Annotated in this window: 11 protein-coding genes; 8 read left to right on the top strand and 3 right to left on the bottom strand. The window is 47.0% G+C overall.

Annotated features, from left to right (window positions below):
* The first annotated feature begins 14 nt into the window (after window positions 1-14).
* A complete protein-coding gene (locus tag Q0144_RS07065) occupies window positions 15-1,976 on the top strand; it encodes an autotransporter domain-containing protein (protein WP_298062856.1) in 1,962 nt (653 codons plus the stop codon).
* A gap of 502 nt (window positions 1,977-2,478) precedes the next feature.
* On the opposite strand, the gene Q0144_RS07060 is transcribed toward Q0144_RS07065, so the two are convergent.
* Genes Q0144_RS07060 through selA form a run of 3 tightly spaced genes read right to left on the bottom strand, consistent with a single transcriptional unit; the run spans window position 2,479 to window position 6,667 of the window.
* Window positions 2,479-3,192: a histidine kinase gene (locus Q0144_RS07060; protein WP_298040753.1), complete on the bottom strand. Its 714-nt coding sequence runs from the start codon at window positions 3,190-3,192 to the stop codon at window positions 2,479-2,481.
* Window positions 3,193-3,243: 51 nt separating this feature from the next.
* On the bottom strand, window positions 3,244-5,064 hold the full coding sequence (selB, locus tag Q0144_RS07055) for a selenocysteine-specific translation elongation factor (RefSeq protein ID WP_298062855.1): 1,821 nt from the start codon (window positions 5,062-5,064) through the stop codon (window positions 3,244-3,246).
* Complete coding sequence (gene selA, locus Q0144_RS07050; RefSeq protein ID WP_298062854.1) at window positions 5,057-6,667, bottom strand: L-seryl-tRNA(Sec) selenium transferase; 1,611 nt, start codon at window positions 6,665-6,667, stop codon at window positions 5,057-5,059. The genes selB and selA overlap by 8 nt, the downstream gene beginning before the upstream one ends.
* 166 nt (window positions 6,668-6,833) lie before the next feature.
* Between selA and Q0144_RS07045 the strand changes: the two genes are divergently transcribed.
* The 7 genes from Q0144_RS07045 (at window position 6,834) to Q0144_RS07015 (ending at window position 15,110) form a co-directional block, all read left to right on the top strand.
* On the top strand, window positions 6,834-8,516 hold the full coding sequence (locus Q0144_RS07045; RefSeq protein ID WP_298062853.1) for a 4Fe-4S binding protein: 1,683 nt from the start codon (window positions 6,834-6,836) through the stop codon (window positions 8,514-8,516).
* Window positions 8,516-9,385, top strand: a complete 870-nt coding sequence (locus Q0144_RS07040; RefSeq protein WP_298062851.1) for a molecular chaperone TorD family protein — start codon at window positions 8,516-8,518, stop codon at window positions 9,383-9,385. The genes Q0144_RS07045 and Q0144_RS07040 overlap by 1 nt, the downstream gene beginning before the upstream one ends.
* Window positions 9,386-9,637: 252 nt before the next feature.
* Window positions 9,638-9,835, top strand: coding sequence for a twin-arginine translocation signal domain-containing protein (locus tag Q0144_RS07035; protein ID WP_298028524.1), 198 nt, complete (start codon window positions 9,638-9,640; stop codon window positions 9,833-9,835).
* Window positions 9,836-9,845: 10 nt separating this feature from the next.
* Window positions 9,846-12,767 carry a formate dehydrogenase subunit alpha gene (locus Q0144_RS07030; protein WP_298062849.1) on the top strand — a complete coding sequence of 974 codons (2,922 nt, stop codon included), beginning with the start codon at window positions 9,846-9,848 and terminating at the stop codon, window positions 12,765-12,767.
* 9 nt (window positions 12,768-12,776) lie between these two features.
* The gene (gene fdh3B / locus Q0144_RS07025) at window positions 12,777-13,334 is read left to right on the top strand and encodes a formate dehydrogenase FDH3 subunit beta (RefSeq protein WP_297924332.1); all 558 of its coding nucleotides are present in this window, start codon (window positions 12,777-12,779) and stop codon (window positions 13,332-13,334) included.
* A gap of 238 nt (window positions 13,335-13,572) precedes the next feature.
* On the top strand, window positions 13,573-14,190 hold the full coding sequence (locus Q0144_RS07020) for a hypothetical protein (RefSeq protein WP_298062847.1): 618 nt from the start codon (window positions 13,573-13,575) through the stop codon (window positions 14,188-14,190).
* Window positions 14,187-15,110, top strand: a complete 924-nt coding sequence (locus Q0144_RS07015) for a hypothetical protein (RefSeq protein ID WP_298062845.1) — start codon at window positions 14,187-14,189, stop codon at window positions 15,108-15,110. The genes Q0144_RS07020 and Q0144_RS07015 overlap by 4 nt, the downstream gene beginning before the upstream one ends.
* The last annotated feature ends 8 nt before the right edge of the window (window positions 15,111-15,118 follow it).

The raw sequence follows: 15,118 nt of genomic DNA, 5'->3' as shown, positions 1-15,118 counted from the left end.
TGAGGCGGTGCAGAATGCTAAAGTCTTTGAAAAAAATCGTATCTCTTGCGCTTATCGGTGCAGCAGGGTTCGGCTATGCGAGCGAGCAGAATTCCTGGAGCTATGCAAACGCACAAAAATCTCTTTCCAACAACACTTCCCATTCCGACGTAATGAGCGCTGCGGACAGCTTGGGCGCGAAATTAAGCAGGCGCGACGCGGCTAGCGATAACTCCGAGAGTGAGCAGTATGAGAGTTCATTTCGTATCAAACTCGAATACGCAAGAGGCTTTGCCAAAAAGGGCTCATATTCGGGCAGGCTTAATAATCAGCGCGTTATGATGCCTGCGTTTCGCTGGACGGGCAATAGCGGCGTAAATGCCGAGTTTTGGAACGGCATTACCAATATAGGCGGCGCGCTGGTTCCTTATGTGGCTTTCGGCTCTTACGAGGCGGCGATACCGGGCGATCAAACTACGCAATATCTGGTCAGAAGGGACGAGGACGCTGTTCAGATGAAGCGAAATATCGCGGCGGGCATAGCAAATTTAGGCTATACCTATACCAAAAATTCTACTAGAAATCTAAATTTGGTCTATGCCGATATCGATAATTTCGTAAATTTCTACGGCAGAGAAAATATCGCAGGATACTTTATCGACGAGGTTAATACCGAAAACAATCCCGCAACTATCGCCTATATGGCGAATATCTACAACTATATCAAGACCAAATACCCTGGAATGCTCGTTTTGGCAAACAACGGCTGGGGCGTGCGCGACGCCATAGCTCCCTATGCGGACGTTTGGATGCTGCAAGAGGTGAGCGCGGACGACTACATAAACCACTATCGTCCTAGAACCTCTGAGTTTGAAAAAGACCCGGCAAACTCCTCTAAAATTTTGCACGTGATATACAACGCAAGACCCGATCAATACGACGAGATCATAAGATTATCTCGCGAGCGCAACGCGGCAAATCTCTTTATCACCTCCGATACGAATGCCTATCCTAGCGGATACGACGATCTGCCTACCTATTTTGAAGCGCTGATGCTGGCGATCAATAATTTCACGCCTAAAAACGGCAGCCTGTTTTCGCAGGTCGCAAGAGGCGGCAACCGCATAGGCATCGAGATGCCGCGCTCGAAGGTCGATCTGGATCTTACAAAGCTTGCAAGAAATTCTGCTTATAAAAATTTAACCGATACCGACGGGCAGGAGTTTAACGTAAACGTAAGCGCGATTGGAAACTACGGCGGGGATTACAAAGACCGCTCGGGTGGCGTCAAATACGATCACAAGAGCGACGGAATTTTACTCGGAGCCTCCAAGAGAGTAGATGATCTTACGCTGGGCGTGATCTTTGGGTATCAAAAATCAGACGCTTGGTATGAGGGTAAATTTGACGGCGTCAAAGAAAATATCAAATCCTACGAGCTCGGTCTGGCGGGTAGATACGATTTTAACGAGAACGTGGATCTGGCGGTCAATTTAACATATTCGACGAACGATCATAAATTTGAAACCAACAACGGATTCGGCGCTATCTACGGCGCGAAATACAAGTCGCAAATTTGGGATTTCAGCACGAGAGCCGGGTATAAATTCTTATTTGAAAACGGCTATATTAAGCCATATTTGGGACTTGGAGCGATTAGAGTGGACGAGGATGCGATCTCCAGGCTTAGATTTAGCTCCGCTTCAAAAACCGCGCCAAACGGCACCGCGGGAATTTACGCGATCAAAGCTTTCGGCGATCTGCAGATATTCGCAAATGCGGAGTACGAGCATCGATTTAGCGGCGATTCGTATCACGCGAGCAGAAAGTATTCAGACAGATACGACGTCGAGGGGCTTGATTATTCTAGCGGCGTATTTAACGGCGCGATCGGGCTGAAATATAATATCCTTCAAAGCGTCGGACTCAGCGCGTCGTACGAGTTAAGCGAGAGCAAAAATAGCCTCGCTAGAGCGGCTTTTGACGTGGAGTTTTGATTTTAATTGGAGTAGCCCAAGATAGGCGGCTGAAGCACAACTGCAAATTCCTCTTTGCCGCAAAGCGAAAATTTTATGAAATTTGCGGCTAAATTTTATCTGGGCTTTGCCGCAAAATTTAAAATTTTGGCCGTGGATTTCGTTTATATATTTTCTCGCTTTTAAATTTCATACACTATCGCTTTTATGCTACTTTCAATATAAAGAATAATGCGGATTTTGCAGTAGAATTTTGCACGTGTCTTTTAAAAGTGGTCTGAAATTTTAAAGATCTGTGCCTGCTTTAAATTCCGTGATTATTAAATTTTAAAATTCCATATGCAAAGAAATTTTAAAATTTTAAATCTGGTTCGATAAAGAGATTTTGCTAAGCGGCGGGATTATAAAAATTCTAAAGCAATGGTCCGCGTGAAATAAAAGGTCAATCCGGATTAATTAAAATCGCTAAGACTAAGACGATGGGGTAGAATTTTGCGGATCGCTCCGCAAAATTTAAAAGAGATTATTTTAGCTTGTCTAGTTCGATGATGTAAGGCACTGAGTTTACTCCCGCACCGAAATATTTGGCAGCTAGGGCTTTTGCAGCATTTAGCTCGGCAGCGCTTACGTCTTTGGCACCTGCTTTGTTATCTTCAGCGTAATATTTTTTAAAAACCGCTATCTTTTGCTCGTCGGTTTTAGCATTTTTGATCTCTTTGTAGATGAGCGCGGATTTTGCGTGGCCGTCATCGCCGTGAACGGAGGTCATGATTATATCGACATTGTTATTTTTTAACGTTTCTTCGATCCTTGCCATCTCTTTGCGGCAGAATGGACACAAAGCGTCTGTCAGCATCAAAATCGTAGGCTTTTTGGGATCGTTTCCTAGCTTGATAATATTGTCTTTGCTCTCTGCTTTGAAGATCTTGCTTAGCTGTCCTGCGATGCGGTCTTGTTTGATCTGCTCCTTATAGACTACGCGTTTTTTAGGATCGATGATATCGGTAAAGATCAGATCGCCTTGGGTGAAGATGATCTCCTCTTGCGACATATTGCCTTGAGAGATTTTTAAAACGACCGCCTCAACGCCCTTTGGCTCGCTAAGTGGGATGCGCTCGGCGACCTTTATTTCGATGCCTTGAGGCGCGCCGCCGTAGATAGATAAAATTTCGCTGTCGCTTAAAGCCGCGTTTAGGCTCGCTGCGAGCGCAACTGAAGTTAAAATAGCTTTTTTCATTTTTTTCCTTTGCAAAAAATTCCGCGCATTGTAGTGCAAAATTTTAAATTTTTACTTTTTCAAATAGCGCTTATTATCAATCGTCACGATATTCCCCATTTTATCTAGGTACTCGAGATAGCAGATGACGAATTTCCTGCTAAGCCCAAGCTCCTCTTTGGCGTTAGTGACGTTTACGAAGCCATCTTTTTCGATGATTGCGTAGAGGCGTTTGATCGCTAGGGCCAAATTTTCAGCCTCGACGAAGAGATTGTGCGCGAGACGGACGACTTTTTTGGCGTAGGTCAGCTTCTTTAGCGCGTCATCGCCGCTACTGCGGTCGATCTCCAGCTCGTCATATACGTTATAGGGCGCGAGAGGCGCTATGCCGCCCTTTTTGATGAGATCAAAAATTTTACTCTCCAGACTCTGTTTGAGCGCGTCAAAATCCACTCCAGATTTTACGTAAACTCCGCCCTTTTTGGAGACGATGCCGCCCCGCTCAAGCTCGCTAAGCGCGCGCGCGGCGAGATCTTCGCTAGCCCATGAGAGTTTTAGGGCGATCGAGGCTGGCGAGAAGATCGCGTAGTCGTTTTTTGAGACGATAAATTTTATGAGGCTTTTTACGTCCTCGATCGCGCTTAGATCGTAAACGCATAAATTTGCTTCGTCAAAATACGTCCCTTCTATGCCGCGCGCGATCTTTATCGCTTCGTCGTACTCCATTCCGAAGCGCTGATACGCCGAAAATAGCCCGAATCCATGCTTGTGAAAGAGGCTTAAAATTTTAAACGCTTCGGTGAAATTTCGCTTCAAAAGCGCGGTGAGAAGCACGGCTTTGCTCTGCTTTTTTAGCGGCTCGACTACGGCGTTTAGCACGCGTCCGCCGCCGATTACGCGCGAGTTTGACAAGCAGACGAAGGGCTCGCCGAATTTCAAAAACATCTTTTTGTCAAATTTAAAGCTCACGAGCTTCTCGCCGCTAGGAAGTTCTTTTAAAATGAGCGCTTTTGCCGCGCTTTGCTTACTTCCGACGCAAAACAGCACGTCTTGATTATGCGAAATTTCGCCGCTAAAGGTGCAGTCCGCTTCATTAAAGCCGCGGAAAAAGCCTTTTTTAGTTAAAATTTGCCCCTTTTGCAGCTCGCTCGTTTTGGCGTCCAGACTTAGCGCGACGCGGTTTGGAGCCTGCGCTAGCGGCGTATCCTCGTCGTGGATCTGCACGCTTTTGACGTTAAAAATTTTACCCAGATCGCAGTTATAAAGCTTTTCGCCCTTTGAAATCGCGCCGTTAATGAGGCTGCCCGTTACGATGGTGCCGAGCCCCTTAAGCGAAAAGACGCGGTCGATGTAGTAGTGCACCACGCCGCCTCCTTGGCGCTGCGCGGGCTTGATATTAAAGAGATAGTTTTTCAGCTCGGCGATGCTTGCGGGATCTTTTATGCTGATAAAAAAGGTATTTAAAATTTGCAAATCCTTAAATTTACTGATGTATTCCTTGCACTGCGCCGCGACCTCTGCCTTGCGCGCGTCGCCCACCAGATCGCACTTGCTGATACACAAGATCACGCTTTTTACCCCAAGCAGCGATAAAATTTGAATATGCTCTTTGCTTTGTGGCATCAGCCCGTCGTCCGCAGCGACTACCAGCATCGCAGCGTCGAAGGCATACGCGCCGCTAATCATCGTCTTTACTAGATTTTCATGCCCAGGAACATCGATGAAAGCAACATTGGTATCCCCCGAGCGCAGATGGGAAAAGCTAAGATCGATCGTGATGCCACGCTGCTTTTCGCTCGGCATCCGGTCTCCCTCAAAGCCGTTTAGCGCCTTGATTAACGCGGTCTTTCCGTGATCGATATGGCCTGCGGTGCCGATGATTACGCTATTCATAAATTTCTCCGATCTTTTTTATTAAATCTTGCAAGTCGCTTTTTAAAATCGATCTGAAATCGAGCAAAAATTTATCATCCTCGATCCGCCCGATTATGCCCGCAGCGCGAAATTTTGCCTGCGTGCTCTGCGGGTCTGCCCCGTCAAGTATCGCAAGCGCGACGCTAGGATAGGAGGCGCCGGGCATCGTACCGCCGCCTACAAAGGTGGTAGTAGGCACGATCTGCGATTTTACGCCGATGCGCGATTGCACTAGCTCCGCTCGCTCACGCAGCTCGTCCAGGCTCAGATGGATCTGATCTATCGTCGTGATGAGGTGAAATTCTTTATTTATATACGCCTTGATCGTCTCGGCAAGCAGGCTTAGCGTGATCTTATCCACGCGCAGCATTCGCAGTAGCTGGTTTTTGCGCAGGCGCGCGATAAGCTGCCGATCTCCTAGGATGATGCCGCACTGCACAGAGCCGAAAAGCTTGTCGCCGCTGAAGCTAAGCAGCCGTACGCCGCTTTTTAAAAGCTCAAAAATAGAGGGCTCGCTTTTGCCGAGCTCAAATCCCAGCTCGCTCGCGTAGCCGCTTCCAAGATCGTAATAATCGATGATCTCGTTAAAGCTTTCCTCTTTTTTCATGCTAAATTTTGTGGGGCAAATTTTAGAAATTTCACCCAGAATTTCGCCCGTGCCGCCTTCATAAAAACGCTCGCTATTTACGGACGGCTCGCCGCTTTTTAAATTTAAAGAATTTGCAGAGCCTGCCGCTAAGCCTAAACCGTTCGGCACGGAATTTAGAATTTCGCCCGCCGAATCCGAAGAACCACCGCAAAGATCTGCTAAATTTTTAAAATTCGCCGCTCTAAGCGCTAAAAATTCTCTCTTTGCCTGCGAGGCGCGACGTGCGAGAGCCGCCACTTCCGCAGCGCTTACACTCGAGCTGAAGCCCGAAATTTTAAAATTTGAGCGGTGCACCTTCATCAAGATCGCCGTGTTTTCATTGATCGCTTCCTCGTAATCGTCCGGCTTGGTTTTGTTCGTAGTGCCGATTTCTACGAGCTTTGCGCCTGAGTTTGCCATCACTTCGCTTACCCGAAAACTCCCTCCGATCTCGACTAGTTCGCCGCGGCTTACCACGACTTCGCGTCCGCGCGCGAAGGTATTTAGCACCAAAAATACCGCCGCAGCGTTATTATTGACTACGAGCGCGTCCTGCGCACCGAAGAGCTCGCTACACAAAAGCGCTATGTAGTCGTATCTATTGCCGCGCGCGCCCTTTGATAGATCGTATTCTAAATTTGAATATGAGGTGATGATCTTTTGCGCGCGGGCTAAAATTTCTGCGCTGATGACGCTGCGGCCGAGGTTTGTGTGCAGCACGACGCCGGTTGCGTTAATGAGCGGTTTGAGGCTTAGATTTTGAAATTTTTCGTAGCGCGATTTGATGCGCGCGATGATCTCGCTTTCGTTTGCGAGTTCGCCTCCTTGCAGCGCCTTTTCGCGCTCCTGCCCGATGAGCTCTTGCGCGATTTTGATGATTTGCGGGCGGAGGCAGTTTTGAAACTCCTGCGCGTTTGCGATTTTGTCGATTTTTGGTAGTTTGATTCGTTGCATTGCGACCCCGATGCCTTAAAATTTAGGCGATTTTATCATTTAAAGCTTTGATTTTGCTTTATCTATAAAATTATTAATTTAAATTTGATTTACTTTAAGTGCAGAATTTAAAAGCTGTTTAGAAAATAAGAGTAAAACCCACCTAATTATCAATTTAGGATAGATTATGAAAGAACATGGATTTTACGCCGCGGGGCTAAAGGATGTCGTCTTAAGCGACGATATCGAAATTTGCGGCGATGAAGAGGAGACGAAAAATGAGGAATTTATCGTTGCGAATTCGCTGAAATTAAAAGCACAAATTTATGCGCCCGAGATAAATTTTTATATAGAAAATTCCGCAGATGAGCCGCTACAAATCGCTAAAAACGTAGATATTTTGTATCGCGCCAAAGATATCGCCTTTGACGGTGCCCTAGATAGCGACTATCAAAAGCCCGTCGGCAAAAACGTAATTCTCGCCTGTGATGAGCCGCGAGAGGGGCTTGTGGGGCTACTTAGGCAGCACGGATTTAAGGTGATCGCGTTAAGCAGGGCCGAGATTAAGTTTGTCTACGGCGAGATTGGTGATCTTGCGGTTACGATTTTAAGCGAGCGGGATGAGGTTGAGACCGAGGCTGATTTTTTCTTGATTAGCGGCGCAGCGCCCTATCAGCTACGACAAAGCGGCTGCTACGAGATCTCGGGGCTAAAAGACGATGAAATTTTAGAAATTTTAAATTCCAAAAGCCCGGTTTATCATTATAAGAATTCCACGATCTTTGATCCTGCGATTTGCCAGTATCAAGGTAGGCGAAATGAGCTGCGAGCGCCATGCGCGGAGGTTTGCCCTACAGTGGCGATTTTGAAAAACGACGAAAAGCGCGAGTTAGTATTTTCATATATCGACTGCATCGGTTGCGGCGCGTGCGTAAGCGTCTGCCCTAGCGGCGCGCTGAAATTTGCCAAGCTGCCCCAAAGCGTATTTGGCGAGATCGCAAAGCTCTATGCAGGCAAAATTCCGCTTCTCATCGCAGAGAGCGAAACCGCATCCGCACCTGCAGTGCAGCTTCCGTGCGGCGTGCTGCCGTTTGGAATTTTTGGAAGCAAGCAAATAGATGAGGTAAATTTGCTAAGCGCTATGCAGGAAAGCGGCTCGAGCGTGATCGTTTACGGCGCGGACGCGGGCGAGGGCACGCGCGAGGCGGCGGAGCTTATCAATGGAATTTCGCGCGCGATCTACGGCAAGGACGCAGTATTTTTAGCGCGAAATTTAATCGAGCTACAAGAGGCGCTAAAGCAGGCGCAAAGCGCGCAGCCGTGGAGGCTTTCGATAAACGAGCAGGGCCTTAGCAAGAAAGAAATTTTTTCCAAACGCGTAAGCGCAATGGTTGGCGAGGGCAGCTTCGGCACTGTAAAGAGCGGCGAGCGGCTGAGATTCGGCGAGGTTAGCATAAACGAATCGAGTTGCACGCTCTGTCTTAGCTGCGTGGGTGCCTGTAATACCGGCGCGCTGTATGCCGACAACAGCGACAATTCGATTAAATTTAACGCCTCGCTTTGCACGACGTGCAACTACTGCGTGCTAAGCTGCGCTGAAAAGGATACGATCGAGCTTAAGCCTTGCGGCGTGGAGCTTGAGCCGGGATTTTTTAATTACAAAATGCTAGCTAAAGATGAGCTTTTTAAGTGCATTGAATGCGGTAAGGAATTTGCGACGAGCAAAGCCGTGATGAAGATCGCGGATATGATGGGTGCGCATTTTGCAAACGAGCCTGAAAAGATGAAGACTCTTTTTTGCTGCGGCGATTGCAAGGCGAAAATAATGATAAAAAAGCAGATAGAAGATGCTAGAAAAGAGGCAATGTAATGGATGCAAATTTAATCAAAGCAAGAAGCTACTACTATGAATTTTTTGCAATTCCGTTTTTTTTCTATGAAACGGATGCGAAATTTAAGCGCTGGAAGGAGCAGCTGGAGTTTTTACGTAGCTCGCCCATCGTGTCTAGCGATGAGGCGGAATTTCAAAATTTGGCGAAATTCGATTTTGCAGCGTTTAAAAGCGAGCAAAATTCCGTGCTTTTTGATTTTTCATACGCCAACGTGCCGATGAGTGCGAGCTTCTACGACGAGGGACGCGACGATGGGCGTATGCGTGTCGCGGTAATCGACGTGCTAAAAAAGAGTAAATTTCGCCGCAATATGGAGCTTTGCAAAGAGTGCGAGGACTATGTGGGATTTATTTTTTACCTGCATTCGACTCTGCTTCGCGACGCAGCTGCAAAACACAGCGCGGTTTTAAACGGACAAAATTCTGTGACAAACGAGCAAAATTCCACAAATAGCGTGAGCTTAACGGCGCAAGACGGAAAAAATTCTGTAGATTCGCATGGCAGTAAAAATTTTACAGGCCCGCAGGATGGTAAAAATACTGCGAGCGCGCAATACGCTAAAAATTTCGTCGGCGCGCAAGACGGCGAAGCGCTGGCGTTAGAGCTTTTTACGAATGTCACCGACAGCTTTGTGGATGAGTTTAGCGAGCTTTTGTGCGGGCATGTGCGGGCGGATTTTTTCAAATCATTAGGCGCACTAATGAGAAGCTTTTTTGCGCTTGAGCGCTCTCTTTTAGCGCTTGCCGCTCCGCAAAAGAAAGATCGCAGCGTCGTTAAAGAAGCGATCAAAAAAGGCGGCTATCAAAATAAATTTACCAATCCGGAAGATATTTTTGATCTGGATTGATAAATAAAATTTTTAACGGAAATCTTAACGCGAAAGCAGAATTTCGGTTAAATTTTAAACTCGCAAACTCGAGTTTTGCGAGTAGTTTTTTAGTTAGAACTTTATATTTTGAATTTTAAATAAAATTTAAAAAGTAACTTAAAATTTAATTTCCATCTCACTGCCTTTTCGTTATAATTCATTAGACTTAAATCCTGTAACAGGCGTTACTACAATAAAAGATTTAAAGCGATTTCTTCACAAAGGAAAACCATGGAGAACAAACGCAGGGATTTTCTTAAAAAATCTCTAAAAATCGGCGCAGTAGGCGCTGTGGGCATTGCTGCATCTCAGGCTCTAGCAAAAAATGAGCAGGACTATGGCGATACCGTTCGTGGCAAATCACCGAAAAAAGAGGTGCTTTACTGGGAGAGTGAAGCGTGGAAAAAATACTATAAAGTAGCTTACTAGGAGAATTTTCATGAGTGAGAATGCAATCGGAAGGAGATCGTTTTTGAAACTCGCCGCTTTAGGAGCGAGCAGCGTAGCTGCATTTGGCGAAAATAATACGCTAAGAGCCGCTACTGAGCAAGAGATCAAAAACCCATTTCCAGGTTCCGTTATGAAGCGAACGATATGTTCGATCTGTTCCGTAGGCTGCGGTATCGAGGCTCAAGTGGATGAGAGCACCAATACCTGGATTCGCCAAGATATGGCAGTAGATCACCCGATCTCGCAAGGCAGCCACTGCTGTAAGGGAATCGATCAAATCGATCTAACCAAATCTAAAATGCGTCTTAAATATCCGCTCAAAAAGGTTGGCGGCAAGTGGGAGCGCATAAGTTGGGAGCAAGCCGTTAACGAAATCGGCGATAAAATGCTTCAAGTCCGCAAAGAGGACGGTCCAGATAGTGTGGTATTTCTGGGTTCGGCTAAATTTTGCAACGAGCAAGCATATTATTTTAGAAAATTTGCAGCCTTTTGGGGTACGAACAGCAACGACCACGTAGCCAGAATTTGACATAGCGCAACAGTCGCCGGTGTGGCGAATACTTGGGGTTATGGAGCTATGACAAATCACGTAGGCGATATGGCGAAAAATTCTAAAATGATCCTTTTCATAGGTGCGAATTCTGCGGTTGCAAATCCCGTGGGGGCTATGAAGCATGCTCTTCAAGCTCGCGATAGAAACGGCTCGAAAATCGTCGTCGTCGATCCAAATTTTACTAGAACTGCGGCTAAAGCCGATATGTATATTAGAATTCGTCCGGGAACTGATATAGCGTTTGTGTACGGAATGCTGCATCTAATCTTCAAAAACGGCTGGGAAGATAAAGAGCTAATAAAAACCAGAACCTACGCTGTAGAGGAGATCAAGGCGGAAGCTGAGAAGTGGGATCCTAAAGAGGTAGCCAATGTTACTGGTTGCAAAGAAGAGGAACTGATAGAATTTACTAGGATGTTTGCTACCACAAAGCCCGCTACTTTGTGCTGGGCTCTAGGCATTACACAGCACTCGATCGGTAGCTCAAATACTAGAATTTTGGCTCTTTTGCAGCTCATACTAGGCAATATGGGCAAGCCGGGCGGCGGCTGCAATATCCTTAGAGGCCATGATAATGTTCAAGGCGCTACTGATATGTGCAATCTCTCCGATAGCTTACCTGCGTATTACGGACTAGCCGATAACGCTTGGAAGCACTTCTGCAAAGGCTGGGGCGTAGATTACGAGCAGTTTATTAAAAGATTTGCCGTCTCTACTAAGCAGCCGCACGAAAAGCAGGGTGAAAAAGTGCCTGGTACGAATTTTACCGAGTATTTCCACTACGATCCGAGCATCGAGCAGGACGTGATAAACTGGCGCAACGAAAAGGGCTTTTCGCTATCTAAATGGTGGCAGGGCGTTTTGAAAAACGAGCCCGTTTTAAGTAGTGGCAATGTCCGCGTTCTTTGGGTGCAAGGCACAGGAATTACTTCTATGGCTCACGTTCGCGAGACTAAAGAAGCGCTAGGCAAGATCGATATGCTGGTAGTCGCCGAGCCGTTCTTAAACGAAGTAGCGATTCTAAACGATAGACCGGATGGAATTTATGTTTTGCCGGTAGCTACGCAGTTCGAGAGCGAAGGTCATCTAAGTGCTACAAACCGCAGCGGTCAGTGGAGAACTCAGATTGTTAAGCCGCTATTTGAGAGCAAAGAGGATCAAGAAGTAATGTTTTTATTCGCGAAAAAATTCGGCTTTTACGACGAATATGTTCGCGGCATGAAGATGGGCATCGTTGACGGTGAGCTTAAGCAGGTTAAAGACGATTTTGTTTGGCCTGACGACGCTACCGATGAGATCGCACGCAATACTCAAAGTATTGGAAATAACGGACGCACCGCAGCTAGATTTCGCAGACAGCAGAAAAATTGGCATCTATTTGATCCCGATACTTTGCGCGGCATAGGTGGCGAGGTCGAGGGCGAATATTACGGGCTTCCATGGCCTTGCTGGGATACGCAACACCCGGGCACGCCGATTCTTTACGACGTAACTAAGCCTTATGCCGACGGCGGTATGGGATTTAGAAACCGCTTTGGCTTAGAGCACGACGGCGTTTCGCAGCTAGCCGACGAGAGCATTACCCTTCCGGGATCAAAAATTCAAGGCGGACACGCAGAGATTACTAAGGCAAATATCGAGCAGGTTTTAGGCATTACGCTAAGTGAGGAAGAGAAAGCCAAGATGGGGCCTACGTGGAGCACAGATTATAGTGGCATTATCGCTAAAAAATGCCGAGAGTTCGGAATTTGTCCTTGCGGAAACGCAAGAGCCAGAGCGAAGGTTTGGCAGTTTGCGGATCAAATTCCAAAGCATCGCGAACCGATCCACTCGCCTAGATGGGATTTAGTGGAGAAATATCCGACCTTTGCGGATCAAAAACGAAATTTCCGCGTATTTACTAGATTTATCTCCGAGCAGAAAAAGCAGGATTGGAGCAAGGACTTCCCTACTATCGTAAGCTCGCTAAGGCTTGTAAATTTAAGCGGTGCGGGCATGATAGAGCGCACGAGCAAGTATCTTTCGGCGATTACTCCGGAGATGTTTGCGCACGTAAATCCTAAGCTTGCCGCTGATAAAGGTATCAAAGATGGCGAGATGATGTGGATTCATTCACCGCAAGGCACGAAGATCAAAGTCAAGTGCATCTATTCGCACGCCGTTACGCCCGATCGTATTGTTATGCCGTATAACTTCGCGGGAATTTTCCAGGGCGAGGATCTAAGCGAGCGCTATCCTGAGGGCACTAAGCCATATATCAGAGGCGAGAGCTCAAATACGATTACCAACTACGGCTTTGACATAAATACGCAAATTTCGGAATTTAACGCCGGTCTTTGCAGACTAGAAAGAGCATAAGGAGATAAAATGCCGGCAAGATTAAAATTTTACGTCGATGTCGAGCGTTGCATCGCTTGCTATGGTTGCCAGGTAGCCTGCAGCTCGGCGCACGAGGTTCCCGTGCAGATCAATAGGCGCAAGGTTATTACTTTAAACGAGGGCATAGAGGGGCAGGAGGTTTCAAGCTCTATCGCTTGCCAACACTGCACCGACGCGCCTTGTGCGCAGGTTTGCCCGGTTCAATGCTTCTATATCAGAACCGACGGCGTCGTTTTACACGATAAAGATAAATGTATCGGCTGCGGATACTGCCTTTACGCGTGTCCGTTTGGCGCTCCGCAATTCCCTAGAGACGGAGCTTTCGGTATCAAAGGCGCGATGGATAAGTGCACTATGTGCGCGGGTGGACCGGAGCCTACGTTTTCGCACGAGGAACTGCATAAATACGGTCAAAACCGCATCGCAGAGGGCAAGGTTCCGATTTGTGCGGCGATCTGCTGCACGAACGCTCTAATCGTGGGCGACGCGAGCAGAGTTTCGGAGGTTTATCGCAAGCGCGTACTTACGCGCGGCGTGAGCCTATAAGATTGTGGAATTTTAAACGCTCCGGTTTAAGATTTCGCTTCCTTTCACAGAAATTTCAACCGAGCGACAGCTTTAAATTTAGCGGTCGCTCGGCGCAAAATTTTATTTAAAAATTTCGCTCTTGCCTATTTGCCGCTAAGTTATTTCAAAAAATCCTCTCTTGCTGACATTAAAATTTTAAATTTATGCTACAATCACTCAAATTTAGGATTTGAAATCTTAAGCGAAAGGATCTGTCTTGAAAAATAAAATTTCACTTTTTTTGGTCATTTCGGCGTTTTTGATTTTTACGGGTTGCTCTAAAAATGTGCCCGTAAATAGCGGCATTGTGCGCACTTCCGAGCCGCTTCACATTATGGAATTTCCGCAGGATAAACTCATAAGCGTAAATTTCACCAATACCTCTACGACGGATTCAAATTTAACCCAAGCAGTGATCCAGCATCTGCGTGCGGACGGATTTAAGGTCGTAAATAAAGGCGCGGCGAACGTCCAAATCGGCGGCAATCTAAACTACTTCCGCAAGGCGGATTTTTCGCGCAGATCGTGGGATAATCCAAGATTTAGCTTTGGTATGGGATTTGGCAGATATTACAGATATACGGGCGTAGGCGTGGGCTGGGGGATGCCGTTCGGTTATGATCCGTGGGACGACGACGATTATTACAGAGATTATTTCTACGACTCGCAGATTAGCCTCTACATAAGCGTTAAAAGCAAGGGTGCGTGGAAGGACTACGTAACGAACCTCAACTACCAAAGCATCAAAAATCCGGGCTCTAAAGACTCGGTAATGGATGCGCTAAATTTTAAAATTTACGAATATATAAGACAACTGATTAAGCAGGGAAGATGATAGTAAAAGAGAATAAAAAGCCCGTAGCGATGACGCTGGCGGGATCGGCGATTTTGGCGCTCGCTAGCGGGTATTGCTACCACGCGGGCTTTGGCGGCGCGGCGCTTTTTGCTTCCGTAGTGGCGGCATTTTGCGCGTTTTTTTGCGCGCTCAGACTCGGCGCTAAAAATTATTTGCAGATCGGCGAGGACGCCCTTACAATCGTGCGCGGCGCAAATTCCGAGAGCTTCAAATACAAAGATATCGCAAATTTAGGCACCAAAACCTTCGTCGCAGGCAGAAACAAAACGGAGCTTTTAAATTTTGTATTCAAAAAAGCGCCGCAGGCACAGGACCGCTTTAATTTTTTACGATTTTACAGTGACACGGAGGCCACGCTGCCTGGCTCGTTTGAAATTTCGATCTACGAGCTGAGTAAAATTTTGCGCGAAAAAGCGGGTCTTTCGCAAAGCTCTGAGGAAGAGCAAGCCGCCTCAAAAGCTCGCAAGGGCGCTAAGGGCTTTAAAAAAAGCGCGGGTAGCGGTAGAAATTTTAAAACTAAAAACCTTCGCGATGAAAATTCCGCTTCGCAAAATTCCTGCGACGCACAAAATTTAGATGAAAATTTAGGCGCGCAGAATTTCCGCGTGGCACAGGATTTCACCGTGCAAAATTCTAATAGCGCCGCTAATTCAAACGGCGCGCAGAATTTGAAGGGCGCTTCAAATTTAAACGAACAAAGCTCCGCCGCGCCGAATGGTGCCGCTTCCTTAAATAGCGCCAGCGCGGGCGAAAATTTCACAGGCGCCGAGGATTCCGCGCCTAAAATTCTCGCGGGCGATAATGGATCTGACGCTGCGCCTGAAAGTGCGGCAGCGGCTAGCTATGATGCCGTCGATACCGCGATGCGAAACTCCGCCTGCGAAAGTAAAAACAAGTAGAGGCGCGG

It is taken from the genome of uncultured Campylobacter sp. (assembly GCF_938045345.1).
In the GTDB taxonomy this organism is placed as follows: Bacteria; Campylobacterota; Campylobacteria; order Campylobacterales; family Campylobacteraceae; genus Campylobacter_B.
This window is presented reverse-complemented; position numbering and strand designations above follow the sequence as displayed.